We start from the raw sequence: 24,074 nt of genomic DNA, 5'->3' as shown, positions 1-24,074 counted from the left end.
TGAACCAGCAAGGCTGGCGGAGGCCATGATCCCCGGTTCAACCGGGAGACTCAAGGTGCCGCCAACCCGACCGGGGTGAAGTTTACGCGGGACAGGCCCGCGATCAAGCTCCTACTGGGTGACCCGGTAGGTGTTTCCGTGACGAATCAACCGGACCGGCTGACCTACACCGAAGGATTGGTCGACGCCCTGGGTGACAACCACCTGGCGACCGTCTTCAAGCTCTACCTGGAGCTCCAATCCTTGCTGCTGCGCCATCCGCTGATCAGCTCGAGAGCCAATCGCCGATCCCGCCGCTGCTGCCGCGGTCTGCGCGATCCGTCGCGTCGCACCATCGCTTACCTGGTTGCCTACCGCAGCTCCCGCCGCAGCACCGGCAATGGCGCCAATGGTTCCACGCTGACCCGCACGCGAGTCCTCCTGGACCCGAACACTACGGATATCAGTCACGGTTCCGTTCACAACGGTACCCGGAGTCCGGGCCTGATTGACGGAGTAGTCCCCGCTGCCGATCGGCGTATTCGCACAACCGACCATCACCAGGGATGCCAGAACAACAATCACGAGCTTCATCTTTCGCATGGTGTTTCTCCTGAACATGCGACCCCGCTCCACCGGGACCGCTGAATAAGCACAAAACCCGAGGTGTTCTGGTCAAGTGAGAACGGACACCCATTCTAAGCAACAGCCTTTTCCCACTCCCGGGGGGTAAGTTGGCCCAGGGCCGTGTGGGGTCGGACGCTGTTGTACTGCATTTCGATGTACTCCACGACATCCAGTCGGGCGGCCTCGCGGGTACGGTAGGTCCGGGCGTCGGTCCACTCGCTTTTCAGTGCGCCGAAGAAGCGCTCCATCACCGCGTTGTCCCAGCAGTTGCCCTTGCGGCTCATGGAGGGCACGAAGCCCAACGCATCCAGCCGTTCCTGGTAGCGCGTGGCGGCATACTGGCTACCCTGATCCGAGTGATGGATGAGCCCCGGCGCCGGTCGCCGGTGCCGGACCGCCATCTCCAGCGCCTCCAGGGTCAGCTCCACCGGCATGCCGTCGGCCAGGGCATAACCGATGACCTGGTGGTCATACAGGTCCAGGATCGCCGCCAGATAGACCCAGCCTTCGAAGGTCCACAGCGCCGTGATATCGGCCACCCAGATCTCGTTGGGCCCTTCAGCCCGGAACTGGCGCCGCAGCACGTTCGGGGCCACCGGTAAGCGGTGCTGACTGTCGGTCGTCGAGATCCACCGCCGACGGCGCTGCTGACACTCGAGACCGGCTTCCCGCATCAGGCTCCGAGCCCGGTGCCGTCCCACGGCAAAGTCCCGTTGGCGCAGCTCATATGCCATCCGGCGGCTCCCCGCTCGGTGGCGTAAGTGCTGGTCCACCGAACGCACATGCCACAGCAGCTCGGCATGGATCGGATCAGCCGCATCCTCGCGCTGGCGCCATTGGTAGAATCCACTCCGGGAGACCCGCAGGGTCCGGCACAGCAGGGTCACCGCATGGTTCGCCTTCTCCGCCTCAATGAACCGATATCTCAGTCCGACTCGTTGGCGAAGAAGGCCGCCGCCTTTTTTAAGATGGCCCGCTCTTCCCGCAGCCGCCGATTCTCCTCGCGCAGCCGCCGCAACTCCTGTTCCTGACCGTTCGAGGCCGGCTCAGTAACGGCTTCGCCGGCCGCCTTGCGCCGCGCCTCACGCTGCCAGCGGGACAGCATGCTCCGGTTGATCCCGAGCCGCCGGGCCGCCTCCGTGCAGCCATAGCCCTGGCTCTCGACCATCGCAATCGCGTTGGCCTTGAACTCCCGGCTGTATCGCGCTCGTCTCTGCTTGCTCACATTCACCTCCAGTTACCCATCTAGTGTGGCTTAACTGGGGTGTCCGCTGTCATTGGACCACTTCAAGGAGGGGCTAAAGAAGCGCGGAATGCGCTATTCCCACCGAAAACCCAGCGGCGGCTCCTGCTGCTTGGCAGGGGCCGGACGGGGGGGCTTTCCCAGGGAAGGTTTCGACCGCTCTTGCGGCTCATGGGTGGTTTCTCCTGAACGCTCGAGTTCCTGCATACGCTCCTCAGCCGTAACCACGCGTGGCTGAAACCGCGGTGAACGCGATTCCTCCGACGTGCGGTAGACCGGCTCTTTGCGCTCTACAGAGGTTGAGGGCTCAGGGGAGGGTGGTGAACGCCGTTCCCGGCGCGGTGAGCTTGACGCAAAACCTGAGTCAGAACCCTGACCAAAATTGAAGCTCATCCCGACACCGGTCACCGGGGGCGCTTGCTGCGCCACCGCAACCGGATCCGGTTTGGGCTTCGTTTCTGGGGTGGGCTCCGTGTTGCCTTCAGACCCGGAATCCTCCAAGCCCTGGATAACGCCGTCATCAGGATCGACAGCCGCCCGTACGACGCGAATGTGCTCCCCAATCAGGGTAACGGTCGTAAGGGTGGTGCCATGAACCTCGATACGCTTGGGCTCCATGTGTCCCTTCACAGAGACAAGAGCACCTTTCCTGGCGTACGAGAGCGCAGCCTCAGCCGCCTTGCCGAAAGCGATGACCTTGATCCAGCCACGGTCACCTCCCGGCTTATCCTGAGCGATGGACAACCGCACTGCGGTACCGCTCCGGATATTCAGGGGTTCGGGGTGAACCCCGAGCTCCCCCAGCAACGTGAAGTTACTGTCTGTCGTCATCATGGAAAACGTCTCCTATCTCTGGTTGAGAAGGGGAGACGCATCCTTCCCACTCGGGGAATGATGAATCTCCCCGGTGGGAAAAGGCCGAAAGGCCCGGTCGCTTGTTACCCCAGCGTCGGGCTTCTATCAGCTTCCATCCTACGCGCGCGAGACTGACACCCGCAAAGGTCGTTTCCCAGGTCGCAAACCGCTACTTCGAGCAGAAGCGATCCGCCACCATCATCAGCGCCACCATCGGCACCAGGGCGGACGCTACAACCATGCCCGCAACCACCTGCGTCAACCCAAGACCGATCACGCAGGCGCTCACGAAAACCGGCAAGGCCGTCGCCGCACATCCACCATGCTCGACAACACCATCGGCCTGACGACCCAGCGCTGCCACGAGACTCAGCAGGACGTAGCAGACTAAACCGACCCCCACCAGCGCAAGCTGCTCGAAACGCACACTGCCTTCCACGAGCGCTGTGATAGCAAGCGCGACCATCGCCCCCACCAGGGCCGCCATCGTGTGAAGACCAGGGCGCCCACGGGTCATCTGATCCTGAAGCCAACCCCAACCGTCCCGGTCGGTCGAGAACTCTGCTCGAATGTTTTCTTTCGACATCGAATCGCCTCCTTGCGACATCGCACCGCCGGCCGCGGTGCTGGCGGATCTACCGTGCCCGCCCGAAATGTTCTCGTGCAACTTCCATCTGCTCTACCGTCGCAACCCATAGCGCACCCAGAACACCCGGCGCGATACGCATCCGCCAGCCCGGGAACGGCATGATCTTCCCGTCCGCTCGCAACAGGGCGCGACCAACGACCGGCTGGTGAGCCGCCAACAACCGCACGACACGATTCTTCGTACGCAGATGAACCACCCGGAAGGATCGATCCTCCTCCAGATCAAACACCCGATACTCCAGCGTGTCGGTTCCGAACGAGGGAAGGTCGGCAAACTCGCGCACGAGATGCTCCTTGAGCACACCCGATCGACCCACCCCTAGATCCAACGAACCCTCCGCCGGCTTCCAGGCCTTCTCGGTCTGACCGCCGCGCTCCACGCCGTCTCGCAACCCCATGCCCATCGTCATCACTCCACCCATCATTCACCCCCTCCCTGCACGACCTTCAGAGCGGGACGACCTCGATTCCCCATCGCCTGCCCTCGGAGCAGTCGGCGACGCGCTTCCTGATGAAGCAACTTCTTCCGCCCTCGAGTCGGCGACGCCGCACCATAGATCGACTCGCGCGCTTCCTTCTGCGCAATCAAACTCTGAATCCGTTCTTCATTCATTTACCTTCCTCCTTGCGGCGCTTGTCGTTTCGCCGTGAGTTCGCCATTACTTTGCGGAGAGAACCAATCAGCGCTACCTCTTCGCGGATGCGCTCGAACTGATCCTCCGCATTCTCGATCAGCTTTCCTTCCTGACTATCGACGGGCTTAAACAGATGCGTGTTGTACCGATGCTTCGGACCCTTTCGCACATAGTCCGCACGAAACGTATTCTTCCCTGCGACCCGTTGCCAGCGACTCTTCAACCACTCGATCGACACCCCTCGCTTTCCGGTTTTCTCGGGTGTCCGTACCCGCACCATATACCGGAACCACTTGGACGAGTTCTCGTTGTCCCGTGAAGCATAGGCCGCATCCTGGAACTCCTTGGCTACCGCCTCCGCGTCTTCCTGTAACTCCCGCAGCCAGTCGTCCAGCCGTTCGTCCAGGTCCCGTATTTGCCGCTCTTTTCGTTGATTGCCGTTCATGGGTCCCTTCCCACCTTTCTAACTATTTGGAAACTTGAACCAAGTTCCCACCTGATGATCCCTGGGTCTCGGTGCTCCTCGAAACCCGTTTCGTGAGCTCAATTCCATGTTCCCACTAGATTCAGGGTGGAACATGGAAATTCGTTGTCAATTTCTTAGCTTTAGAGGCTTTCCCACCTAATCAGGTGGGAACATGGCATTACGCTTCATGGCCGTCGTTTTTCATGCGGCGGCCCCATCATCCCACTTGATCAGGTGGGAACATGAATATCTCCTGGGTCACCGCGGCATCCCATTGTCCGGATAACACCCCCTGTTTCGCGGGCGCGAAACAGGGGGCAGGGCGGCCTCATCGGCTTGCTAGATCGTTTGTTTCGCGCCCGCGAAAAGAACTCTTCTGGGCCTGTATTCGACCGCTTACGCCAGCCAATGTCATGGTGTATTTCGCGCCCGCGAAACGAACCGACCGAGCATCCTCATATACGATACTCGGCACCCGATCGACCCCTGTTTCGCGCCCGCGAAATCCCCCCCCTTATTCAGCCTCTGATGGGTCGCCTTCTCCCGCCCCTTGGCCGAGCTTTTCGATCAGATCCTCCGGTGTTTCATCCGCATCCGCGACCACGCCGGCAACAAAGAACGGAACCAGAATTGACGCCCCTCCCGCCATGTCATTCGTGCGCAGATTTTCGATGATATCGGCCATCGGATTCTCCGATGCGCGCCCCAGGTTGAACGTGTAATCGACCATCTTCAGGACCTCGTGACGATCGTCCGAATCCATGGTCGCCATCGCTTCCGCGGCCGACATTTTCTTGCGCACCACCTTCTGATAGAGCGTGTGCAGTGGCTGCGTTTTTCGGGTGGGCGAGGGCATTGTGGCCGGCTTCGGCTTGAACGTTTTCTTTTTCTTTTTCTCGCCTTTGGACGAAGATGCCTTCGCCATCTCCTTGTAGTTCGCAAGAAGGATTCGCAGGTTCGGGGCGGTCTGCTCTTGGGCGGACTGAGCGACCGCTTTAACGAATGATTCGGCCAGCTCGGGGGCCTTCGTTTCCAGACCCTTCGCGCCGTAGATCACCTCGATATCGGACGTCAGGTTCTCACGGATCAGGCGTTCCGTATGCGGCCCGAGATCGACCAGTGCGAGTCGTTTAATGAGCCACGGCTGGTTCTTGTTGTAACGGCGCAGCAGGGCTTCGGTATCCCCACCCATCTGCTCCAGGTCCTTCTTGATTTGGATTGCCTCCTCGATCTGCGTCAGGTTTTTACGCTGGATGTTCTCGGTCATCTGAACCCGTGCTGCTTCCGAGTCGGTCAGATCCCGAATAACCGCTGGAATCGACTCAAGGCCGGCCAGCTTGGATGCGCGCAGACGACGCTCTCCGGCAACCAGTTCGTAGGTGTCCGGCTCCTTGCGTGGGCGGACCGTAATGGGCTGGATGACCCCTTGGTCGGCAATGCTGGCCGCCAGATCCTGGAGCGCATTTTCGTCGTCCTCAAAGGTCTTGCGCACCTGGTCTTTGACGTGAATCGCCTCGATCGGCAGATACGTCATTCGCGCCCGATTTTCATCGGTCAGGTCCTGCGGGTTGCTGTCCTTCAGCATGTCGACAATTTCCGCGTATCCCTGTTGATTGCTCATGGCACTTCCTTGTGTTTGCAGTTGAAGAGAAGGGGTAAGGCCTGCGGGCGTCGCAGGCTGGTGAGGTCGGCTATAAGCCGATCTCCGTCAGGATGTGGCGCATCGCGCCTTTCCATTCCCGGGCGGCTCGGCGATGACTCGCTCCCCGCGGCCGACGCCAAACGGGGGCGCGATCGAAAAGCGCCTGCTTGACGGCGGCCCGTTCAGCGAGGGTGAAGGGGAGGATCGCTTGCCCGAATGAGGAGCGGAGCATCTCGAGACCATTGGATTCCGCCTGACTGCGGGTGTTGACCTTGGAGGGGAGCAGGCCCAGTAGGCGCAGGCGAGGGTTGTACCCGTCATCCCGGATGCGCCGCAGGTATTGCCACAGCTCGGCCAGAGCTCGCGTCTCGAACAATCCGACCGCGCAGGGGCTTACCACCGCATCCGATGCCACCAGTCCCGCTATCGTGGTCGGCGGGTGGAAACCGAGGTGACCGGGGGTATCAATGATGACCAGGTCGTAGTCATGCTCGAGCGCCCGCAAGTGTTGGCGGGGCGCCTGAATTAGGCTTGAGTCCTGAGCCTGGATCTCGGAAAGCCCGGTGGTCGCGCGCAAGATGGAGCAACCAGGATAGCGCCTCCCCAGAGGTGCAGGGGAAAGAGGCGCCCCCTCATCCCGGCCAAACAGAGAGGCCGTTTCGTCCGGGGCCCCTTCCTCCGGCCTGGGCGGGCCCGCGCCAAAGTAGAGCGAAAGACTGCCCTGCCGGTCCATATCAACCAGCAGAACACGGTGTCCGTCTTCGATTGCGAGGTGGGCGAGGTGGGCGACCATCGTAGTCTTGCCCACCCCGCCTTTCTGGTTAGCTACGCTCAGTACACGCACGGGATCTCCTTATCCCTGTGTAGATGAAGTTCCTTCTTCTACGGGGCGAGGGCGGCCGTGGACTTCAACAGGGCAATCAGCTCCCCGCCGGATAGGCCATCGTTGGGCATGCTCTTCTTGAGCTGCGCCATGCAGACGCGGCCGACATGAAAAGCCTCGTCGAAGGGGATTGGGACGGCGACCATGCCATCCTTGGAGAAGACCTTCATAAAGTAGTTCTTCTCCTGACGCTCAATCGAAAACCCCTTGTCCTTGCCTTCGCCATGGCCCTTGAACTCGCACTTCGCACGAACCCCCGTGAATACGGCGGTTACCACGGCCAGTTCCGTCGGAGTGAGCTGGATGATGGTCTTCGCGCCCCAGTCATACGCCCGCTCGCCCTTGGCTTTCGCGGCGTCGATCTGGACGGTCGGGATGTGGTCCTGGCGTACGTCCTCGCGGAATTCCAGCGCCCCCTTGCCCCCGAACACTTTGGCGCGCAGGCCGTAAGGGAAGGGGTCGCCGTTCTGGCGGTGGTTACCCTGCGGCACTCCACCATGACCCGAGCCATTACCGGCCGGGGTTCCGTCTACCGCTTCCGGTGGCTTCGGGGCATAGTCGATGGTGCCATGCCCCCCAAAGATGCGATTCAGGACCTCGCGTGCTTCCCGCGCTTCTTCCTGCGTTCCGATGTAGAGGCTCTGGAGGGATTGCAGGACGCGGTCGCGCCCGTTCTTGTTGATGGCGTGCGCCAACTGCTCGTTGCTCTCGACAGGAATGTCCTTGCCCAGCAGAAGATTGCGGGCCTGTCCCATCGTTTCGGGTGCCTGGAAGGTCATCGTGCCAACTCCTTTTGATGTGGTCGTACGGCCATTGTCCCTTGGCCCGTCCTTCCGTCAAATTTTCGCGTCCACCTTGCCGCACTTTTTTCGCGGCATCAACCTCGCTTTTCGCATCCACGCCGGTTCGCGCGATCTGGACTCTTGCAAGGCTTGGGACGGTGGACGGGTACCGACACAAAAAACCCGCCTCCCTTAAAAAGGGGGCGGGCGCCGAAGGATCGCCTTCTTACTCAGGTTATTCTGAAGGGCAACCCGCGCCATCCTGACGGAGTTTGGCCGCGCTCCCGTCCGTGCTGGAACTATAGATGTAGCCTGTCGCGTCGACCTCCAATCCAGTGACTCGATCATCGTGTGCAGCGTACTCCCAGAGCATTTCGCCATCCGGGCCCAGTTTTTGAATCACACCCGTCCTTGTTCCAACGTAGGCGTACCCATCAGCATCGACCGCGATAGCTTCCGCGGTTTCCTCGTTTTCGTCGAATACCCATTCCTGCCGGCTATCCATATTCACCTGGCGGACCGTTGTGTCCCTGCTTGCAGTGTGGAGGTATCCACCTCCTCCCACCGCGATATCGTTGACCATATCCTCGTGCCCGCTGAACGACCAGTCGACGAAATTCGTGACCGGTACCGGGTTTCCGAATCGATCAACCTTTCGAATCGTCTCATCGCCGGATGGGCCATCACCGATAAAGACATTGCGGTTGTAGTTGACGGCAACGGTCCTGTCTTGGTTGTTTCCGCTACTTATGGACCAGCTTTGAGTCCCGAATCGGTTGATCTTGCGCACCGTTCTGTCCCCGGCCACCGCATACACCGCGCCATCATCCAAATCAATATCAAGATCGTGGATCGATGCCTGCCCTCCTGGGCTGGCGTCACTCCGGATTCGCGTAAATTCCCACTCGAGCGTACCCTGCGGACTGACCTTGCGGACGACACCGCCACGCATCGTGTTCGAGATGGTGGCGAAGGCCGTGCCAAAGTAGGCGTACCCTTCGCCGTCTGCCACCACGGATCGACCGGACATCACGGCCTCTTCGAATGACCACACCTCGCTGCCATCGGGATCCACTCGGCGCAGCGTATCGTCGCTGCCCGTTGTATAGACAAACCCATCGTCTGTAACCGCGACGTCATTCACACTGGATTCATGCTCGGTAAAGCGCCACACCTCTTCAGCGCCGTCGATGTCACACAAATCGTCCTCACCGCCTCCTCCAGACCCCGCAGCGCCTACGAATTGCGATGACTCCGAAATCACGACGCGGTGCGGCGGGTCGGCGGCGGCAAGAGTCCCGCCGAGCACACAGGTAACCGCCACGGTCAATAGTCTTGCGGGGATGCTCAGTCCATTGGAGCGACCAGTCGATGCCATGCGGAATCTCCTTTTCCTAAAATGTCCACACCGCGCATTAGAGCCGGCAGGGGCGGGGGCGTCAACGTCGTTTTCCAACCCGGCATTCCGGGCACAAAAAAAGGGCCCGAGAGAAACTCTCGGGCCCTGTGGGTTTAACGGAAGGTCATCTTGTGTCGCAGGTCCATGATCGCCCGCGGTCCATACTCGATGAGCACGTCGTTCCAGTCATAGGAATCCATGCCTTCGGGTACTTCCGGGGCGGCATAGGCCGCCGACACCTTAATGCCTCGATCCTTCTGGAGACGTCCCATAAGGCGATCGGCTGCGCCTTCGCCGGCACGGGTTTTGTTGCGGCCTTTTTCAAGGTCCACATCCGCCCAGATCACCAGATAGCGCACCCAATCCGGCGGATTGAATGAAGCCAGAAGCGAAGTAGAGTAGAGCGCCCATACAGGCTCGGCCTCTCCGAGTCCATAACGGACTGAGAGAGCGCTTTCGATACCCTCCGTGACGTGGAGAATATCCTGCCCTTCCTCCGGCTCGAACAACCGAATGGCGCCGCCCGTCAGGGTGACGTCGCTCGGTGTACTGCACAGCTTTTTCGCACTATCTCCGTTCGGCATCTGGGCTTTACCAGACCCGTCCGGTTCAAGGAACGTTCGGTGAAGCGATCCCGGTAATTCATCCTCCTGCTGGAGCATTGAGACGAACCCCGGTAACGTCCTGACGACTTTTCGCTTCTCGTGGTCCCAAACTCCCAGTTTGGGGTGAAAGCGCATAACAGGCGGCAGATCCATCAGATAAATCCCTCGGTTCTCGAGGTAGGTACGCGCCACCGCCGCTTCGTCGCTGTCCAGGGGTAGAGTCCCTGACCAGATCCGATTCAGCTGCTGCTTTGCGTTTTCATCCTTTTTCTTCTGCCGTTCTGCCAGCTCCTTCCTCCGTTTCTCGATCTCCGCTTGCATGGCCGGATCATTGATCCTGCCTTCGGCTACCTCGCGTCCGCCCAGGGCGTCCACGATCGCATCCAGCACTTCCCGGAACGTCCATTCTGGTCGGAGCCATACGATGACATCCACGCCATTGCTCAGGACGTTTCGGTCCTTGCCAGCGCCGATCTCCTCAAGATCCGAATCAACGGTGTTCACAACTGCACTACCGTCCGTTTTCCAGTTCTTCATGAGTCGGAACCCATCCGTTCCTCCGAGCTTCGGATTCGGGACATGCTTGGGTGCCCTTCGCATTGCCTCTTCGAGATCGCCTCTTAGCACAGTGCTAAAGACGGTTTCCCAGTTCCCTTCGGCCATACTTTTTACCTCGGTGGCCTTCAGGGGTGGGTTGTCGCTTTGGTTGCTCATGGAAAAACTCCTTTTTGCACCCGTGCCAGCGGGTGCGTTCCTGTTCTAGCGAACGCACCCCTGGCAGGGTGCCCATTAAGCGACGGTACGGGTCAGTACCGGTGTCAGTAGTCCGAAGATATTCTCCGCCAACTCACCGACCGACTGGATGACCGTGGTGTTTTCAACGCCGAAAAGATGCGAAGGATCCGTTTCGATCCCGATTGCATACATTTCGACGTTCACATCACGGGCCATTCGGATCGCCTCCATAGCCGATTCCGAGTCGTTTGGGGCCCCGTCGGTGATGACCAGCATCACCTTGCGGCTTTCGGAGCGAGCAAACATGCTGGGCAGAACCCCGAGAATCGCATTGCTCATTGGCGTTGCGCCTGTTGAGCCGACTCCGAAGTTGTCTGCCTTCATGCGCCCGTTCTCCCCGAACGACGTGATCGGCACCAGCCCTCCTGACGAAGACGCCGGGAAAGCCGAGACCTGAGTGTTAATCCCACGAAGACTGTCGGTTGCCAGCTGAATCGCCAGCGCGGCCGTCATCGCAGTCTCAATCGGATCACCGGCCATGGAACCGGAACGGTCCACGAGTATCTGAACGGCGGTATTCGGGGTCCCCGATTCCTGGCGTTTGCCAAAAACCCGATGATCCCCGGTCACCACACGCGACAGGTGCCGGCTACTCAGCTTGGAGCCTTTCCGGCTGGCCCAACGGCGCTCTCGGTTGACCGATTGGAGCTGACTCGCCAATCGTGTCCGCAGAGCCGCACTTGCGATCCCTGCTTGCTGGACTAACCGATCACCCGATCCCTGCACAGGCATTTCGCCGCAGAAGGTGAAAGGGCACAGACCGTCGGTGTACCGACCTTTTTCCTGCTCTTCCTTTTGGCTGACTTCCTGGATAGATTCCTTCAGGGCATCGCCCATATCGAAGGTTTCTTCCATTCCGTCCGCTTCCTGGTCAAGCATCTGCTCCGTCGGGCGCGTTGACCAGGCTTCGTCGCCACCAGCTTCGTCGCCACCAGCTTCGTCGCCACCAGCTTCGTCGCCACCAGCTTCGTCGCCACCGGCTTCGTCACCGCCAGCTTCGTCGCCACCAGCTTCGTCGCCACCAGCTTCGTCGCCACCGGCTTCGTCGCCACCGGCTTCGTCACCGCCAGCTTCGTCGCCACCAGCTTCGTCGCCACCAGCTTCGTCGCCACCGGCTTCGTCACCGCCAGCTTCGTCGCCACCAGCTTCGTCGCCACCGGCTTCGTCACCGGAGTCGTTTCCTCCCTGCTGACCTCCTTCCTGCGATTGATCCTCGGTTTGCCCCGTCACCAATTCAATGATGCGGTTGACCAGGTTGCTCGCTTCCTCGGTGGTTTGAAGATCGTCCGCCTCGGACAGAAGATTCAGGTACGCCTTCAGGTCCAGTTCGGGGAACTGGATCTTCAGCGCGAACACTGTCCCGGGCGCAAGATTTCTCAATGCGTCCGAGTCTGCCCCGAAAAGGCGGGCGTTCAGCAGGGCGAGGGTGCCATTGAGAAGATGCAGCGCCGGACCGGAGCCCAGAACCGGCATTCCCAACTTTCCCTCGTCTAGCCACTTCTCACGACCCTCGACAATGATGCTGCGTGCCCCGGGCCAGCGTTTCATGGCTGCGGACTCGATTCGATGATCCTCGACAATGTTCAACATGCGAAAACGCACGGGAGAACACTTCTTGCACCAATCGAAGTCCGTTTCATTGAGGTGAGAAACCTCGTGAATGACGTACCAAAGCCCCAGGGCCCGCGCAATGACGGAATCCGCTGGGAGATTCGGCAGGTTGATGGTGTGGTCAGGTGTGGCATACGCCATCTGACCCCCGAAAGTGACTCGAACCCCCATGCGGTTGGCAAGTGCCTGTGCCGTGAGGTGAAACGAGCGCTTGATGAATTGCTGGAACATGGTGCTCTCCTGAAAAAACGCCCCCCGTCAGGGGCGTTGTCGATGTAGAAACAGCGCCCCGTGACGGCGGGGTGTCCTTCAGAACAGCGAACGCCGTGGCGTCGGCGAGCTGGGAGCCGGTCGTGATGCCGGAGACTCCTTAATCACCACGTCGCCGGCTTCACCGGTTTCGTCGTCATCGATGCTGGCCTCCATGACCAGTTCATGCTCGTCGCTTTGCAGCGCCTGTTCGTCCTCGCTCTCGCCGCCATCGAAGCCGACAGAGCCCGTGCGCACCTCAATCTCGCGATTGAGCGCTTCCGGATCTGCCAGCGTGTGGAGGGTTGAGCGCATTGCATGGGTCTGCCCAGTGGACAGACTCCCCGACTCGGGCATCGTATTCAGCGTGGCATCGAGAAAATCCCGAACTGCCGTCGCCTGTGGCGCCACAAACGCCAGACCCGCGATCTTCCTGCGAATCGTGCGAATGCCATTCAAGGCTTTTTGTGGCACCGTTTCGCGCCCGAGAAACGACTTGTCGAGAATCTCTCGACAGTCGCTTACGACTTCACGAATCAACTGGCCGGACAAGCCAGCGATCGCCTTGTGGGTGTCCCCACCGGAACCCGCCGGCATCACATGCATGACGTGATACCGGAACTCGGTTTTCCGCTTGAGCTCACTTTGGGAAACGGCTTTTTTCTCCAGCACTGGAGCCCAGTCCGGATACTTGTTGATCCACTCCGCATTCTGCGCATCGTGAGCGGCCAGCATGTCAGCCTCCTTCTGCGAGAACTTGGTGCGGAGCTTTTCCATTTCCTTCTCGATCCGCTCAAGTTCCTCCGGCGGGACCACGCGACCCATCCGTCCGAACTTCACGCCGACCTCGGAAAGCAGCCGTTCCGCTTCACGCTTCACGGCCTGGAGGCCATTGGTCAGTTTCGGATCAAAAGCCCGGAATACCCCCATTGTTGCAATTTGATCGGGGGGGAGATCCGGTGCGGCCCGTTGGAGATCCTTCTTCGTGGCCTTGCGGCCAGGGGTGGGGATCGACACTTCAAGTGCGATCAACGCACATTCGTTCAGCTTTTCCATAGTGATTCTCCGAAAAAAGGCACACCCCGGCCGCTCGGGGTGTTCCATTGGGTACCCCGAGGCGGCGGGTTAGTGCGGTAGATCAGAACAAGGCACGACGTTCGACCGGGTGGTCCCACGCCTGCTCGAGTTCCGGGTAGATTCCCCAGATCCGGAAAACCGAATCGCTGGGGGAGGGGAGGCCGAACCGTTCTCCGCCCTTCTCGGCCCTGAAGTGGGCCGACATATCCGAGTAGTCCATTCGACTCTCGAAAAAGGACATCACGGCCATCGCCAGACTCCCTTCTTGCACCTCCACCTCGAAGTCCTCAACGGACCCAGATGCTAGGTAGCGAAGAAAGCGCCCAAGTGATTCACACTTGCTAAACCCCGGTGTTTTGGAGCACAGCAGCGTATAGGCCGCGTTCTGCGCCTGACGATTGCCAGACACAGACAGCTTTAGCGGTATCACCTCCGGAGAGACTCCCTGGATGATCCTGGAGACATCGCCTGCGTACATCACAAGCTGTCCACGATCGAAAACGTCCGAGAAGCCTTCCTGTTGTTGCCGGTGGATTAGATCCAGAAGCATGTCGGTCGGAAGCGCCCCGTTCGGGTACGAACGCACCTTGGGGGGGCGCTCCCTTCCAGCCGCCGTTGGCGGCTTTCTGTTGACCTCATACGTCTGGTTCGACGCACGGTGCTCGATCCAATGGACCGAGGCACCGTCCTCGCGCTCGAGGGACCGTATCGCGACCGCGTTACGCATCGCTTAGGCCACGCCGAACTGCTTCTTGCACAGATCCTGCAACGTCATCCGGGTTGCCGGGTTCGTCCCGTTGCCCAGCGCAATGTCCAGGCCGGTCACGATCGGCGATTCCTGATCCTGCGTCACCCCTTCCATGAGCTCCGTGCATTCGACCCACTTGCGCAGGATGCGAATGGACAGGGAGCACTCGATCTGGGCTGACCCGTTGCCTTCCGACATATCCCGGACTTCGTCCGCGATATCCAGCATCCCCTCAAGGATGTCCTCCGGCAGGGCTTGTGCCTCACCTTTGAGGATCTCCATTTCCTTCTCGCGAGGGAGATGCTTGACCGGCACGATCCAGCAGCGCTCGAGGAACGCCCGGTTCATCACCTTGGTCCCTGCGAACACGCCGGTATAGTCACCCGACCCGTTGGTGTTCCCGGTCATAATGAACCGGAAATCCGGGTGCGGATCGATCACTTCACCATTGGGGAGAGAGACCTTCCCTTTTTCCAGAAGCGTGTTGAGCCCGGCCGCAATGTCCGGTTCCAGCAGGTCCACCTCTTCGAGAATGAACCAGCCACCGGTGCGGTAGGCTTCGGCCAGCGGGCCGTCGATCGTGAGCGTGTCACCATCAACAATGTCCTTCTGACCGAGGAGCTCATCAAGCTCCATCCGCCCATGGGCGGTGGCGGAATAGACCTTGATCCCCAGCCGCGCCGCGACTTGTCGCGGACCGGTGCTTTTCCCGACACCGGACGGGCCGGTGAGGTAGAGGGACCATTGGGTCTTGGCGCGCAATGCCCAGTTGAGCATGACCCGGAGAAACTGTTTCGAGAAGACGTGCTCCTCGTCAATCTCCGGGATGCGCTCGTGCGGTTCAGTGTTGACCGGGACATTCATGCCATCCGGCATTTCCGGGCAGTTGAACAGCTGGGCGGCGGGTTTTTCGACTACATTGCTCATGGTGATTCTCCTGAATAAACGCTCACCCCCTCCCCGGGATGAGCCAAAAATGGAATCCCTGGGGAGTGGGTAAAGCAGGTGGGCTGGCGTTTTCGGAGTTACGCGGAAGCGCTTTCCTTGGACGCCTGATCCTCTTCGAGGATTTGCAGATCGGCCGCCTCGAGAATCCGTTCCTGAAGCCATTCCGCATCCAGGCCAAAGGCCTTGCAGCAGGCAAGAAACGAGAACGGATTTGCGGAGGGCGGATCGAGGGGTTCGGCCACCCAGGCGAGAACGGATTTCCGCTCTCGCACCGGAGTGCCGTTATCGAGGGCCTTGCGGGCCTGATGGAGCATCCCGTCCATGATCAGGTAGACATCTTCGTCCGTCCAAACATGGTCGTTATGGTTGGGCTCCACACGGGACCCTTTCGGACGACCGCGGCGTTTCCGGAAATCGAGCACCAGATCAATCTGGTCCTTGATGCCGAGTGCCACGTCCACCATCGCATCGACGGTGTCGTCCTTTTTTCCGGGCTTGCCCGCAATCGTTTCCTCGTAATCAATCCCTACGAGTTCCCGATACCGCTGACGTCGAGCTTCGGCCTTCGCTTTGCGCGCTTCGGCCTTCGCTTTGCGCGAGAGCTTGTGCTTGGGCACTTGCGGCACGACGTTGAACAAGAGCTGTTCCATGGGTTTTTCTCCTTCCGAAATAAAGGAGAGGCACCCACCACCCCTGGAGGGTGATGAATGCCCTCCAGGGTCGGTTTGTCGAAGCTGCCGGCTAGGCCGCCAGCTTTTGATGCGACGTACCAGGGATTCGCAGTCCGGTGGCATCACCGTCCTTGCAGAGCCCTCGATAGTCACAGAGAGAACATGGCGAGTTGTACGCCATGCGGGATCGCGCGGGGAAACGCCCACGCTCGATATCCTCCGAGATCCAGATCACCTTCTGACGATAGGCATCCTTCACCTCTTTGGATCGGGCCGGTGAAAACACCGGATCCAGGACCTGGGGGCCTGTGCCCTGTTTTGTCCTGGGGATGGGTTTCTTCAGCATCTCGCCGAAGCCGACACGATCAACACCGGACAGGAGTAGATCTTCGGCATGCGCCTCGATCGCAATTTCCTGTGCCGTCAGCTGATCCGCCTGTTCTACGAACGCTTCGTCGGTTTGCTGGGCCGCGGTTTTCAGATCCAGAGGACCTGCGAACCCGTCCTTGTCGATCACCACGAGATCCGGCTGCGTACTCAGTACGACGCCCTCACCCAAATCGACTTCGAACCGGCGTTCCACCAAAGGCTTGCCCGAGGCATCGAACACAATGTCGAGCTCGAACGTTTCCCAGCGCTCCTCGAACTGGTCCGCCAGACGACCGCCAACGGCGGGAACCTGCTCGGGTCCCAGTGTCGTGGAGTATTCGATGGGCGCCTTTTCCACCTCGACTTGCCAGCTCTCCTTGAACTGTTCGCCGAGACCGGTGTACGCCTGCCCGTAGGCCCAGTCCTCCAGCCAATCCGTAAGGGTTTTGTGGAGGACTTTGCCAAAGGCCAGGTTGGCTGCCTGAACCAGGGGCCGGATCTTCAAGACCTCGCTGAAGTAATACTTCCGAGGACAGTCCTCGTACTTCAACGCGGAAGTGGGTCGCACCCTCATGTGGCACCACCCTTGCGAGCTTCACGAATCTTGCGAATCGCTTCCCGCGCTTCTTCCACCGTGGACACCTCCGGCGCCTCGACACCGGCCATGCGAGCCACGTTTTTCAGCTGGCGCTTGAGCGAATCCAGCTGCTTGGCCTTGGAGACCCTTCGCCCCTTGCTGCTTCGCCCTTTGCCGCCCTTGGGCGTATCGGACTCTTCAGCAGACGCTTTCTCGGGTTTCCCCGTGGAACCTTCAACCTTCTCAGGCTTCGGGTTCGGTTCGGGCTCCCCTTCAGATTCCGAGTCCTGCACCGATTCGTGCCGGGTCTCGGGGGTTTCCGGATCGGTTGATTCGCTCGATTCCTCTTCAGAGTGCTCGAACGGCTCATCCGGTGTTTCCGGAAAACCCGCGCCGGGTTCAGGTGCAGGCACCGAGGGGGCAATCCGTTCCTCGCTCCGATAGGGGCGAGGGGTAGGGCCCCCCCGGAGATCCTGCTTAGCCATGTCGATCGACTCGTCCACATCCAGGACGTCGCCGCCATAACCCATTCGCGCCATCAGGCGCTGTACCGCGGCGGTTTCCAGGGATTCAAGATCCTTGTACGCCGTACACGATGCACGGGCATGAGCATTACTCACGACCATCCCGGATTCGAGATGAACCAGCTTGGCTTCAAAAACGATGTATCCGGGCTCGCCGAGAAAATCGCGCTTCGGATCGGTCCGAATCGCGTAATCCCGTGGCGGGAAGGCTGCCAGAAATTCCGGAAGCCGAGCAGAAACCGGTCGATACTGAACCGGACTGCCGTCATCACGCGTGAGCGTGAGAATGTTGCTGGCGCTCATAGCACTCTCCTTTTCAAGGAGGGAGCCGCGCACCCCCAGCGGGGGGGTAACTACGACCCCCGTTGGGTGAAGTCGCGCATGCGTCATGCATGCACGTCGGGCAGGTTTTATAGCGAGGCCCGTTCCCGCTTCTGACACTGGTGTATTCCTGTGGAGGCTGCGCTCAACCTACACAGAGATACACCCAGTCGGGTGTATCCCGCCAATCAGTCTCGGCGATATTCAAGTTTCCGCTGCGGAGGCAATAGCTCCTGGGAGTTGGGGTTCACCACATGCACCGAACGGGCTGTGGTGGGGCTTTTCCGCTTCGGCAGTATCAGTCGAGCGAATTTCACGAACACCCACAGGGTGCGCGCTATCACATAGACCAATACGCGGTAAGTCAGCACAAGGGCGTACCCCGCGATTGCCGCCATTGTTTTGGCGAAGATAACGGGTGTGGACATGAGGCCCAGCACCACCGCAAAGATGAACATGACAAAAGCCATGTCGAAGATGCTGGAGCTGGGGGCTGTCGTCATCGACTCAAACATAGTGTGTCTCCTTATGGATCATCCTGGAAGATGAGGTAGAGGGTGGCATGCACGCAGGCGTCCACGCGCAAGCGGCGGGAACGGACAGGCGTAATGCCTACGACTTCAGGGTTGAAGCCGGGGCCGACTCGATCAGGCCGCGCACGGACCGATGGAGCAGGTGACGGTTTTTACAAGCCGCTATCTTGCCTCTATAGCCCGAGGAGGGATGTTGGGGTCAGTTGACCACAGCCACCTAGGCCCGTCAAAGGTCGTTTCTCGGAAACGACGTTGAGCGAGTGGGCCCGGGTATGGCATATAGGGAGCGTCAGCCCGTGGTGGGGCCAGGCAAAGGATTGGCAGCTGGGTTGAAGGATTTCAACGCCCCACCGGACACGCGATGCGTGTTCCGCCATGACACGTTATGACTGAAATCAGCCAGACCCAAGCCGCACGCTCCGGCGGCGGCCGCAATACGAACCGTTCCAACCGTAATCGACCCACCTCGCCCCCCGAACTGTTCGAGGACGCGAGCCTGATGTCCAAGCCGATCCCGCACCAGGCCCGTTTCGCGTCGGAACTGGCCTATAACGCGGCATCCGAGTTGCTGGACCGATTCGAGAACTCCATTCGGTATCTCTACCACTTCGCGAGCAATCGCCTGCGCTACGACAAGCGGGACAATCGCGTTGAGGCGATGCGTGACTTCATCTCGAACCGGATGAATCAAACGCTGAACCCGGAGCTACTCCAGGATCGCACGGCGGCAATCGAGCGTAAGCTGGAAGAGGTCGCGTTCGACACTGAATCTGTCTATTCGGATGAGGCCGAGACGTACCTGTTTTCCGGATCGATCCGCTCCCCGCACGGCCGGGAGCTGCTGGAGTACATTATGCTGGTGGATCGCTACGAAGCGTTGCGCGCCGTGGCATGGATGTACGGCCTGGTGGACCCCAAGACTCATGCGCGGGAGCACTATCGGTATAAGCGTTCTCTGGATAAGGCGATCTACATCATCCAGCGAACCTCCAGCAGTGCGCAGAAGCGTCGTATTAACCCTCTAGTCGACTCTGGCGACTTCTTTGGCCGCACCAAAGCCGAACTCAAGGAGATCGAAGAGCGCAAGAAAAAGCGCGCCCAGAAGATCGAAAACCAGGAGGCTCCGGCGACCGATACGGTGGATTCCCCGAAGAAGGACGCTGACGAGTCCGCGCCTACGCAGGAGACGTCGGTGAAAGGGGAGGCTCCGGATAAATCCAAGGCCGCAACGCGGCGCTCGAGTAAGAAGTCTTCCGCAGCCAGCAAGAAGGAGGAGGGCAATAAAACCACTTCCAGCACCACCACCAAAACCGCGGCTCGCACGAAGACGGCCAGCAAGGCCTCGTCAAAAACCGCCGCTCCCGAGAAAGACGCAAAGGCAGCTGAAGGCGCTGATGCTTAACTGGTCGATGATGGTACGAAAAAGGCGCCTCACGGCGCCTTTTTTCTTGTCTGGTCGTTGTTTTGGTCTGGCACTTACGCGGACATACGCCGCTCCTGAAGAATCTCTACAACGTGATCGTCCTCGTCTTCCGGTAGGATCATGTCGCCTTCCTCGGGCTTGGGAAATACCGCATTTCCCCCGGCTCGCTTGGCCTGGTACATGCGCTCGTCCGCCAGCTTGACCAGGTCCCGCCACTCCCCCGCCTCATCCGGAAACACGGCAATGCCAACGCTGGCGGTGATGCACTCCCCATCGGGTCTCACCCCGAGCCCGGCCTTCTCCGATAGCCGTCTCAGCACCGCCATTACTCCCTCGCGATCGGCACCAGGCAGAATAATCAGAAACTCCTCCCCGCCCCAGCGAACGACCGAATCGGTTCCACGGAGGTTGCGTGTCAGGGTGCTGGCGGTTCCCCGAAGGATATGATCCCCGCATTCATGGCCGAACTGATTGTTTACCTCCGAAAAGCGATCGAGATCGAGAAACATCAGCACCACGCTGGTCGCGTGTACCGAAACCTCTTCAGATAGGCGTGATTCACCTGCCCGACGGGTCAGGCACCCCGTCAGAGGGTCATGCTCCATCTCTGACACGATGCGGTTCATAAACTGCACCTGGATGGCACCGACAAGCATAACCACACCCAACAGACCGATCATGGCCAGCGTTCGGTCCTGAACCCCGAACTCCGATACCCAGCCGCCCATAGAGGGCTGCATCACGGATGTCGCTAGCATCAGGAGGAAGGGCAGAATCGCCGCCACGATCGTCTCGATGACCGTCAACGGGAAAACCGCCAGCGATGCGATCATCAGCGCGGGGAAGAGGGTGTAGATAGTAAAGACGGAGTCGGACACGGATCCGGTAGGTCCGTACATTAGCAGCCCCATCGCGAACGCATAGAACAGACTGAGTACCGTAAAGATTGACGCGCCGCTCAACCACATTTTCTTGAGCGTTCGCGGACGCGGGCCCAGGACTGCCAGGGCGATCAGGGCGCCACCGGCGATTAGACGGCCCAGTGCCATCAGTGCTGCGGTTTCGGCCGGCAGCGTGTAGACATCGACCACGATCCACAGTGGCAGCAGGATGCCGAACGCCATCATCAACAGGCGCACACGCCCAAAAGCCTCGCGAATACGCGTTCTTGCAAGGCTCTTCTTGTGATGGCCGGGGTCCCATAGCGCCCGCCATTGCGGCGAGCTGGATATGTTGGCGCCCGATTGCTCGGTATTCATACTCGATTCCTTTCGCGTGATCATGGCCGTCCCGGCCTTTTCTTGCCTGCCATCGGATCATGTTCGGGCCAGTCTAGGGGTCGGTGTTTTTGTGGCGCAAAGGTCGTTTCACGAGTTTGCGTCGCCTGCGACCGTGCGGTAGCCTCACTTTCGAATGGTCGCGCACGCGATCAACCCGGCACGGATGCTCGGGTCTTGGCATGCAAGGACGACTGCCGTTTCTTTCCCGTCCCTGCAATCGCCCTGATCGAGCGTCCCGCGCCGACCCACGATTAAACAAGGACGGAATCAACCATGGATGGTGAACACCCTACGCTGGACCTCGTCTTTGCACGCGCCAGTCTTCTGGAAGCCGGCGTCGCGCCGGACCAGGTCGGCCATGTGCTCTATGTTTCCCATACGGACCACATCAAGACGCTGAACCATCGCAAGAAAGGCCCCAAGCTCGCGCGGCGCTGGGCCCCTCTGGTGGTGCATGCGGCCCTGCATGACCCCGAGTTTCCGGACGACATCGCGCGAGATGCCCTGGAGAAGTCGGAAGCGATCCTTAGCCAGGAGGCCTTTGCGGAGTGGACGGTCCTGCTGGCCCAGGCCAGTCGTGATGGGCGAACGCCAGTTGCCACGATCCTTCAACAGCCTCACCCGGTGAAAGCGCGCCTTGAGCGCTCCCGTAAGGCTTGGCAGCAGACCAGTGAGCGGGTCAACAAAATGTTGGGGGATTGGGTGATGGCGAATGCCGCCCCAGTGCAGACTTTTTTCGAAGCGCGCGTGGCGGACGATGGCATCAACCTGAAACGCCTGGCGAAGTTCACCCCCAAGGCCGCCTGATCCCAATGGCTTCCCCTCATGCGGTCATGCTAACCCTGGTGGATGGGACTGAGCGTGACGCTCGCGACCTGGCCGAACGGTGGCTGCGCTCCCGCGGCTCCGCCGATGGTTACTGGTTCCAGCGCCCTTGGGCTGGTGGTCGGCTGGTAGAGGCTCACGACGGCGGCACGGGCGCGTCGTATCTGATGCCTCTCGCGGATGCGATCGAATCACAAGCGGATGCTACTGATGAACCCGAAGGGCCTGCGAAGGGGGGGTTGCTAAAGACCGCTGGTGAGACTCTCTCTCTCGAGCTAACACCGTCCGGTCTGCGTACGCTCTCGATGTCTCGTGAGCGTTTCGATTCATCACTGGCGATCAAGCCGACCGCCGGCGTGATGAGGCACTACCGACCGAACCCCTTTGTTCCGGTGGCCCTGCTGGCGGCTGGACTGACCCTGATTTCGGGCTTGGCGCTGGTGCTAGCGCTCTCCGCTCGTCCCGTTCCTGAACCGATTACCGTCCACCCCACCAGCTCCAATGGTCTTTGGGAGACCTGGTCGGAGCGGATTGAGCCGCTGGCGGATGATCCTTCCGAGGTCACCGTCCGGTTCGATGGCGAGTCCTGGACATGGGAGTGAATATGCTCACCTTTCTGCGCGACCGACTTGTTCGGTTCTGGCGCGGCCTCGGCGCGCTTTCCAACAACGCCGCCCTGGCCTTGTCAGGGGCGGGATTTGCGATCTCGGTTGTGGTGCTGGTGCTGACCGGGCTCACCCTCACCGTGCCGGACCAGAGTCGGGCCACCCTGGAGCCCATCGCGGCGGGCCATGCCGTTCGCAACTGTGAAGAGCAGGCCATTCGCCTGGGGTTCCAGGCAACCGCCAGCGACCGCGGTCTTCTGATCGAGTTACCGGAACGCGGTGATTCCGCGACCACGGATATCGCACGCATCGATGCCCTGACGCAGGGCTGCCCGGGATTTCAGATGACCGACCTGTGCATTGGCCCCGATTGCAGTGCACCGGCCGAGATTAGGCTGGATCATCAAGGGAGCCTCGACCTTTAGGAGGGTATTTCAATGGCTTACATTCAACCATTACGCCGCACGGCGCTCTTTTCATTCTGCCTGGCACTATTAACCTCGGCTGTCCTTGCGGAGGAGGGCTACGATCATCGCGTGGTCATTATGTCCGGCAACCACTTGGTGGCGGGCGGCGGAGAGGGGGTTCCCGAAGATCCCGAGGAACCTGGCGATCCGGAAGTTCCTTCGCTCTCCCTGACCGCCGCCTGGGGCGACAGCGGTGAGCTCGAAGGGATTCTGCCAGTTGACGGTTACCAGAACACCTACGATCTCGACCAGGCGATCCTGTGGGACATCGAGTTTGAAGAGGACGTGGAATCGACCGCAGGGGAGGGTCAAGGGTACTCCTGGGAGTTCTATGCGCTGTACTCCGACTGCCCCGACCCGGTGTTCGCTCACACCGAGTGGCTCATGGACAGCAATTACACGGGCGTCATGTCGATCGATATTCCCTATGAGGACTATCCCAATGTCGATTTCGAGTCCTATGACTGCGAGATCTATTTTGACCTCGACGTCGAGTACGATTGAGTCGATACCTGATGCGCCTTCCCGGGATGGACCCTAAAGCGATCGGTATTTTGGTGGGGGCGGCTTCGATTTTAGCTGGCGCGCTGGCGGTGGGCGTCCACCTTGGCGGAGCCGTTGCTCCGCACTCCGTGGAACATGGCGTTGTACCCACGATCCCGGATGACCCCCAAGCCGTTCCGGATGGGCGCCTCCCGGCAGCACTGGACCACCTTGAAGTGGCACATACCTTTGCACCGGATCACAACACGCCGGCCGCGCTGGTGCGCGCAGGGGCCCTTCGATCGGTGCCTGAATCCGTCGACCGCTTGGAAGCCAATGTCGAGCTGAAATCCACCGGGATTTTTGCGCACGGCATGAGTGAATCCGAATGCCGTGCTTACAGCCCCGCCGGAATGGTGGACCAGGACACCGGTGATCGCGGGTTTCAGTGCTGGCAGGACAATGACCGCTACACGCTGATCTACCGCGGGCGATCGATCCCGCCGGAGCACCGTGGCTACTGGATCTGGGAAGCCGACCAGGAAACCGCGGGGGGCTTCTCGCGAATCAAGCTGACCGGCGATCCAGACCTGCGCTCCCGCTGTCCGGATGAGGGGCAGCACGTCTCGGAATCCATCACCGTCTCAGGCAGCCAGGTGCTCTGCATCCCGGCCTTTCGCCACGAAACCAAACGCCACTCGGACTGGGGCGCGTACTACCCGCATGACACCCCGGCCACGATCAAGTTGGCAACCGGCGGGCAGAAACGGGTCATCGAAATCCAGTCCCATCACACCCCCTGAA

The 24,074-nt window shown here is 60.2% G+C and carries 25 protein-coding genes and 1 pseudogene; 6 read left to right on the top strand and 20 right to left on the bottom strand.

The window, feature by feature from the left end; genetic code table 11:
• Nucleotides 1-111: 111 nt before the first annotated feature.
• The 19 genes and pseudogenes from TK90_RS14465 to TK90_RS14370 all read right to left on the bottom strand — a co-directional run bounded on the left by TK90_RS14465 (nucleotide 112) and on the right by TK90_RS14370 (nucleotide 18,169).
• The gene (locus TK90_RS14465; RefSeq protein WP_013006460.1) at nucleotides 112-582 is read right to left on the bottom strand and encodes a hypothetical protein; all 471 of its coding nucleotides are present in this window, start codon (nucleotides 580-582) and stop codon (nucleotides 112-114) included.
• Between the two features lie 95 nt (nucleotides 583-677).
• A pseudogene (locus TK90_RS14460) lies at nucleotides 678-1,831 on the bottom strand (IS3 family transposase).
• A 93-nt stretch (nucleotides 1,832-1,924) separates the two neighbouring features.
• A complete protein-coding gene (locus TK90_RS14450) occupies nucleotides 1,925-2,683 on the bottom strand; it encodes a single-stranded DNA-binding protein (RefSeq protein WP_013006459.1) in 759 nt (252 codons plus the stop codon).
• A gap of 190 nt (nucleotides 2,684-2,873) precedes the next feature.
• Entirely contained in the window at nucleotides 2,874-3,290 is a 417-nt protein-coding gene (locus TK90_RS14445) for a hypothetical protein (RefSeq protein ID WP_013006458.1), read from the bottom strand.
• A 49-nt stretch (nucleotides 3,291-3,339) separates the two neighbouring features.
• Nucleotides 3,340-3,777 carry a hypothetical protein gene (locus tag TK90_RS14440; protein WP_013006732.1) on the bottom strand — a complete coding sequence of 146 codons (438 nt, stop codon included), beginning with the start codon at nucleotides 3,775-3,777 and terminating at the stop codon, nucleotides 3,340-3,342.
• A 184-nt stretch (nucleotides 3,778-3,961) separates the two neighbouring features.
• Nucleotides 3,962-4,432, bottom strand: coding sequence for a conjugative transfer protein MobI(A/C) (mobI, locus tag TK90_RS14435; RefSeq protein WP_013006730.1), 471 nt, complete (start codon nucleotides 4,430-4,432; stop codon nucleotides 3,962-3,964).
• 535 nt (nucleotides 4,433-4,967) lie between these two features.
• The gene (locus TK90_RS14430) at nucleotides 4,968-6,074 is read right to left on the bottom strand and encodes a ParB/RepB/Spo0J family partition protein (protein WP_013006729.1); all 1,107 of its coding nucleotides are present in this window, start codon (nucleotides 6,072-6,074) and stop codon (nucleotides 4,968-4,970) included.
• Between the two features lie 70 nt (nucleotides 6,075-6,144).
• Nucleotides 6,145-6,939, bottom strand: a complete 795-nt coding sequence (locus tag TK90_RS14425; protein ID WP_013006728.1) for a ParA family protein — start codon at nucleotides 6,937-6,939, stop codon at nucleotides 6,145-6,147.
• Nucleotides 6,940-6,977: 38 nt separating this feature from the next.
• Nucleotides 6,978-7,757, bottom strand: a complete 780-nt coding sequence (locus tag TK90_RS14420; protein WP_013006727.1) for a hypothetical protein — start codon at nucleotides 7,755-7,757, stop codon at nucleotides 6,978-6,980.
• A gap of 238 nt (nucleotides 7,758-7,995) precedes the next feature.
• Nucleotides 7,996-9,138: a PQQ-binding-like beta-propeller repeat protein gene (locus tag TK90_RS14415; protein ID WP_013006726.1), complete on the bottom strand. Its 1,143-nt coding sequence runs from the start codon at nucleotides 9,136-9,138 to the stop codon at nucleotides 7,996-7,998.
• A 134-nt stretch (nucleotides 9,139-9,272) separates the two neighbouring features.
• Nucleotides 9,273-10,478 (bottom strand): toprim domain-containing protein, encoded by a 1,206-nt coding sequence (locus TK90_RS14410; protein ID WP_013006725.1) that lies wholly within the window; start codon nucleotides 10,476-10,478, stop codon nucleotides 9,273-9,275.
• A gap of 75 nt (nucleotides 10,479-10,553) precedes the next feature.
• A complete protein-coding gene (locus TK90_RS14405) occupies nucleotides 10,554-12,401 on the bottom strand; it encodes a VWA domain-containing protein (protein WP_013006724.1) in 1,848 nt (615 codons plus the stop codon).
• A 78-nt stretch (nucleotides 12,402-12,479) separates the two neighbouring features.
• Nucleotides 12,480-13,475, bottom strand: coding sequence for a DUF3150 domain-containing protein (locus TK90_RS14400; protein ID WP_013006723.1), 996 nt, complete (start codon nucleotides 13,473-13,475; stop codon nucleotides 12,480-12,482).
• 82 nt (nucleotides 13,476-13,557) lie between these two features.
• Nucleotides 13,558-14,223 carry a hypothetical protein gene (locus tag TK90_RS14395; protein ID WP_013006722.1) on the bottom strand — a complete coding sequence of 222 codons (666 nt, stop codon included), beginning with the start codon at nucleotides 14,221-14,223 and terminating at the stop codon, nucleotides 13,558-13,560.
• A gap of 3 nt (nucleotides 14,224-14,226) precedes the next feature.
• Entirely contained in the window at nucleotides 14,227-15,108 is an 882-nt protein-coding gene (locus TK90_RS14390; protein WP_244406413.1) for an AAA family ATPase, read from the bottom strand.
• A 161-nt stretch (nucleotides 15,109-15,269) separates the two neighbouring features.
• Nucleotides 15,270-15,842, bottom strand: a complete 573-nt coding sequence (locus tag TK90_RS14385; RefSeq protein ID WP_013006720.1) for a hypothetical protein — start codon at nucleotides 15,840-15,842, stop codon at nucleotides 15,270-15,272.
• 91 nt (nucleotides 15,843-15,933) lie between these two features.
• A complete protein-coding gene (locus TK90_RS14380) occupies nucleotides 15,934-16,806 on the bottom strand; it encodes a PD-(D/E)XK nuclease family protein (protein ID WP_013006719.1) in 873 nt (290 codons plus the stop codon).
• Nucleotides 16,803-17,636: a hypothetical protein gene (locus TK90_RS14375; RefSeq protein WP_013006718.1), complete on the bottom strand. Its 834-nt coding sequence runs from the start codon at nucleotides 17,634-17,636 to the stop codon at nucleotides 16,803-16,805. Before TK90_RS14375 ends, TK90_RS14380 begins: the two co-directional genes overlap by 4 nt.
• A 206-nt stretch (nucleotides 17,637-17,842) precedes the next feature.
• Nucleotides 17,843-18,169, bottom strand: a complete 327-nt coding sequence (locus TK90_RS14370; RefSeq protein WP_013006717.1) for a hypothetical protein — start codon at nucleotides 18,167-18,169, stop codon at nucleotides 17,843-17,845.
• A gap of 403 nt (nucleotides 18,170-18,572) precedes the next feature.
• Here TK90_RS14370 and TK90_RS14365 point away from each other — a divergent pair, with 403 nt between their 5' ends.
• Nucleotides 18,573-19,589, top strand: a complete 1,017-nt coding sequence (locus TK90_RS14365) for a hypothetical protein (RefSeq protein ID WP_013006716.1) — start codon at nucleotides 18,573-18,575, stop codon at nucleotides 19,587-19,589.
• A gap of 74 nt (nucleotides 19,590-19,663) precedes the next feature.
• Here the strand turns inward: TK90_RS14365 and TK90_RS14360 are convergent, their stop codons facing one another.
• Nucleotides 19,664-20,869, bottom strand: a complete 1,206-nt coding sequence (locus tag TK90_RS14360; protein ID WP_013006715.1) for a diguanylate cyclase — start codon at nucleotides 20,867-20,869, stop codon at nucleotides 19,664-19,666.
• Nucleotides 20,870-21,163: 294 nt separating this feature from the next.
• Here TK90_RS14360 and TK90_RS14355 point away from each other — a divergent pair, with 294 nt between their 5' ends.
• The 5 genes from TK90_RS14355 (at nucleotide 21,164) to TK90_RS14335 (ending at nucleotide 24,073) form a co-directional block, all read left to right on the top strand.
• On the top strand, nucleotides 21,164-21,697 hold the full coding sequence (locus tag TK90_RS14355; RefSeq protein WP_013006714.1) for a hypothetical protein: 534 nt from the start codon (nucleotides 21,164-21,166) through the stop codon (nucleotides 21,695-21,697).
• Nucleotides 21,698-22,020: 323 nt separating this feature from the next.
• On the top strand, nucleotides 22,021-22,317 hold the full coding sequence (locus TK90_RS15205; RefSeq protein WP_148216274.1) for a hypothetical protein: 297 nt from the start codon (nucleotides 22,021-22,023) through the stop codon (nucleotides 22,315-22,317).
• Nucleotides 22,318-22,319: 2 nt separating this feature from the next.
• On the top strand, nucleotides 22,320-22,745 hold the full coding sequence (locus TK90_RS14345; RefSeq protein WP_013006712.1) for a hypothetical protein: 426 nt from the start codon (nucleotides 22,320-22,322) through the stop codon (nucleotides 22,743-22,745).
• Nucleotides 22,746-22,757: 12 nt separating this feature from the next.
• Nucleotides 22,758-23,291, top strand: a complete 534-nt coding sequence (locus TK90_RS14340) for a hypothetical protein (RefSeq protein ID WP_013006711.1) — start codon at nucleotides 22,758-22,760, stop codon at nucleotides 23,289-23,291.
• Nucleotides 23,288-24,073, top strand: a complete 786-nt coding sequence (locus TK90_RS14335; RefSeq protein WP_168021592.1) for a hypothetical protein — start codon at nucleotides 23,288-23,290, stop codon at nucleotides 24,071-24,073. The genes TK90_RS14340 and TK90_RS14335 overlap by 4 nt, the downstream gene beginning before the upstream one ends.
• Nucleotide 24,074: the final 1 nt, after the last annotated feature.

The sequence above is a fragment of the Thioalkalivibrio sp. K90mix genome, from assembly GCF_000025545.1.
GTDB lineage: Bacteria > Pseudomonadota > Gammaproteobacteria > Ectothiorhodospirales > Ectothiorhodospiraceae > Thioalkalivibrio.
The sequence above is the reverse complement of the archived record's forward strand: the minus strand, read 5'-3'. Positions and strand labels throughout refer to the sequence as shown.

What these genes read in the sequence shown, in the direction of transcription:
- TK90_RS14465 (WP_013006460.1), bottom strand. Translation starts at nt 582, where the DNA reads ATGCGAAAGATGAAGCTCGTGATTGTTGTTCTGGCATCCCTGGTGATG.
- TK90_RS14450 (WP_013006459.1), bottom strand. Translation starts at nt 2,683, where the DNA reads ATGATGACGACAGACAGTAACTTCACGTTGCTGGGGGAGCTCGGGGTT.
- TK90_RS14445 (WP_013006458.1), bottom strand. Translation starts at nt 3,290, where the DNA reads ATGTCGAAAGAAAACATTCGAGCAGAGTTCTCGACCGACCGGGACGGT.
- TK90_RS14440 (WP_013006732.1), bottom strand. Translation starts at nt 3,777, where the DNA reads ATGATGGGTGGAGTGATGACGATGGGCATGGGGTTGCGAGACGGCGTG.
- mobI (WP_013006730.1), bottom strand. Translation starts at nt 4,432, where the DNA reads ATGAACGGCAATCAACGAAAAGAGCGGCAAATACGGGACCTGGACGAA.
- TK90_RS14430 (WP_013006729.1), bottom strand. Translation starts at nt 6,074, where the DNA reads ATGAGCAATCAACAGGGATACGCGGAAATTGTCGACATGCTGAAGGAC.
- TK90_RS14420 (WP_013006727.1), bottom strand. Translation starts at nt 7,757, where the DNA reads ATGACCTTCCAGGCACCCGAAACGATGGGACAGGCCCGCAATCTTCTG.
- TK90_RS14415 (WP_013006726.1), bottom strand. Translation starts at nt 9,138, where the DNA reads ATGGCATCGACTGGTCGCTCCAATGGACTGAGCATCCCCGCAAGACTA.
- TK90_RS14410 (WP_013006725.1), bottom strand. Translation starts at nt 10,478, where the DNA reads ATGAGCAACCAAAGCGACAACCCACCCCTGAAGGCCACCGAGGTAAAA.
- TK90_RS14405 (WP_013006724.1), bottom strand. Translation starts at nt 12,401, where the DNA reads ATGTTCCAGCAATTCATCAAGCGCTCGTTTCACCTCACGGCACAGGCA.
- TK90_RS14400 (WP_013006723.1), bottom strand. Translation starts at nt 13,475, where the DNA reads ATGGAAAAGCTGAACGAATGTGCGTTGATCGCACTTGAAGTGTCGATC.
- TK90_RS14395 (WP_013006722.1), bottom strand. Translation starts at nt 14,223, where the DNA reads ATGCGTAACGCGGTCGCGATACGGTCCCTCGAGCGCGAGGACGGTGCC.
- TK90_RS14390 (WP_244406413.1), bottom strand. Translation starts at nt 15,108, where the DNA reads ATGAATGTCCCGGTCAACACTGAACCGCACGAGCGCATCCCGGAGATT.
- TK90_RS14385 (WP_013006720.1), bottom strand. Translation starts at nt 15,842, where the DNA reads ATGGAACAGCTCTTGTTCAACGTCGTGCCGCAAGTGCCCAAGCACAAG.
- TK90_RS14380 (WP_013006719.1), bottom strand. Translation starts at nt 16,806, where the DNA reads ATGAGGGTGCGACCCACTTCCGCGTTGAAGTACGAGGACTGTCCTCGG.
- TK90_RS14375 (WP_013006718.1), bottom strand. Translation starts at nt 17,636, where the DNA reads ATGAGCGCCAGCAACATTCTCACGCTCACGCGTGATGACGGCAGTCCG.
- TK90_RS14370 (WP_013006717.1), bottom strand. Translation starts at nt 18,169, where the DNA reads ATGTTTGAGTCGATGACGACAGCCCCCAGCTCCAGCATCTTCGACATG.
- TK90_RS14365 (WP_013006716.1), top strand. Translation starts at nt 18,573, where the DNA reads ATGACTGAAATCAGCCAGACCCAAGCCGCACGCTCCGGCGGCGGCCGC.
- TK90_RS14360 (WP_013006715.1), bottom strand. Translation starts at nt 20,869, where the DNA reads ATGAATACCGAGCAATCGGGCGCCAACATATCCAGCTCGCCGCAATGG.
- TK90_RS14355 (WP_013006714.1), top strand. Translation starts at nt 21,164, where the DNA reads ATGGATGGTGAACACCCTACGCTGGACCTCGTCTTTGCACGCGCCAGT.
- TK90_RS15205 (WP_148216274.1), top strand. Translation starts at nt 22,021, where the DNA reads ATGTCTCGTGAGCGTTTCGATTCATCACTGGCGATCAAGCCGACCGCC.
- TK90_RS14345 (WP_013006712.1), top strand. Translation starts at nt 22,320, where the DNA reads ATGCTCACCTTTCTGCGCGACCGACTTGTTCGGTTCTGGCGCGGCCTC.
- TK90_RS14340 (WP_013006711.1), top strand. Translation starts at nt 22,758, where the DNA reads ATGGCTTACATTCAACCATTACGCCGCACGGCGCTCTTTTCATTCTGC.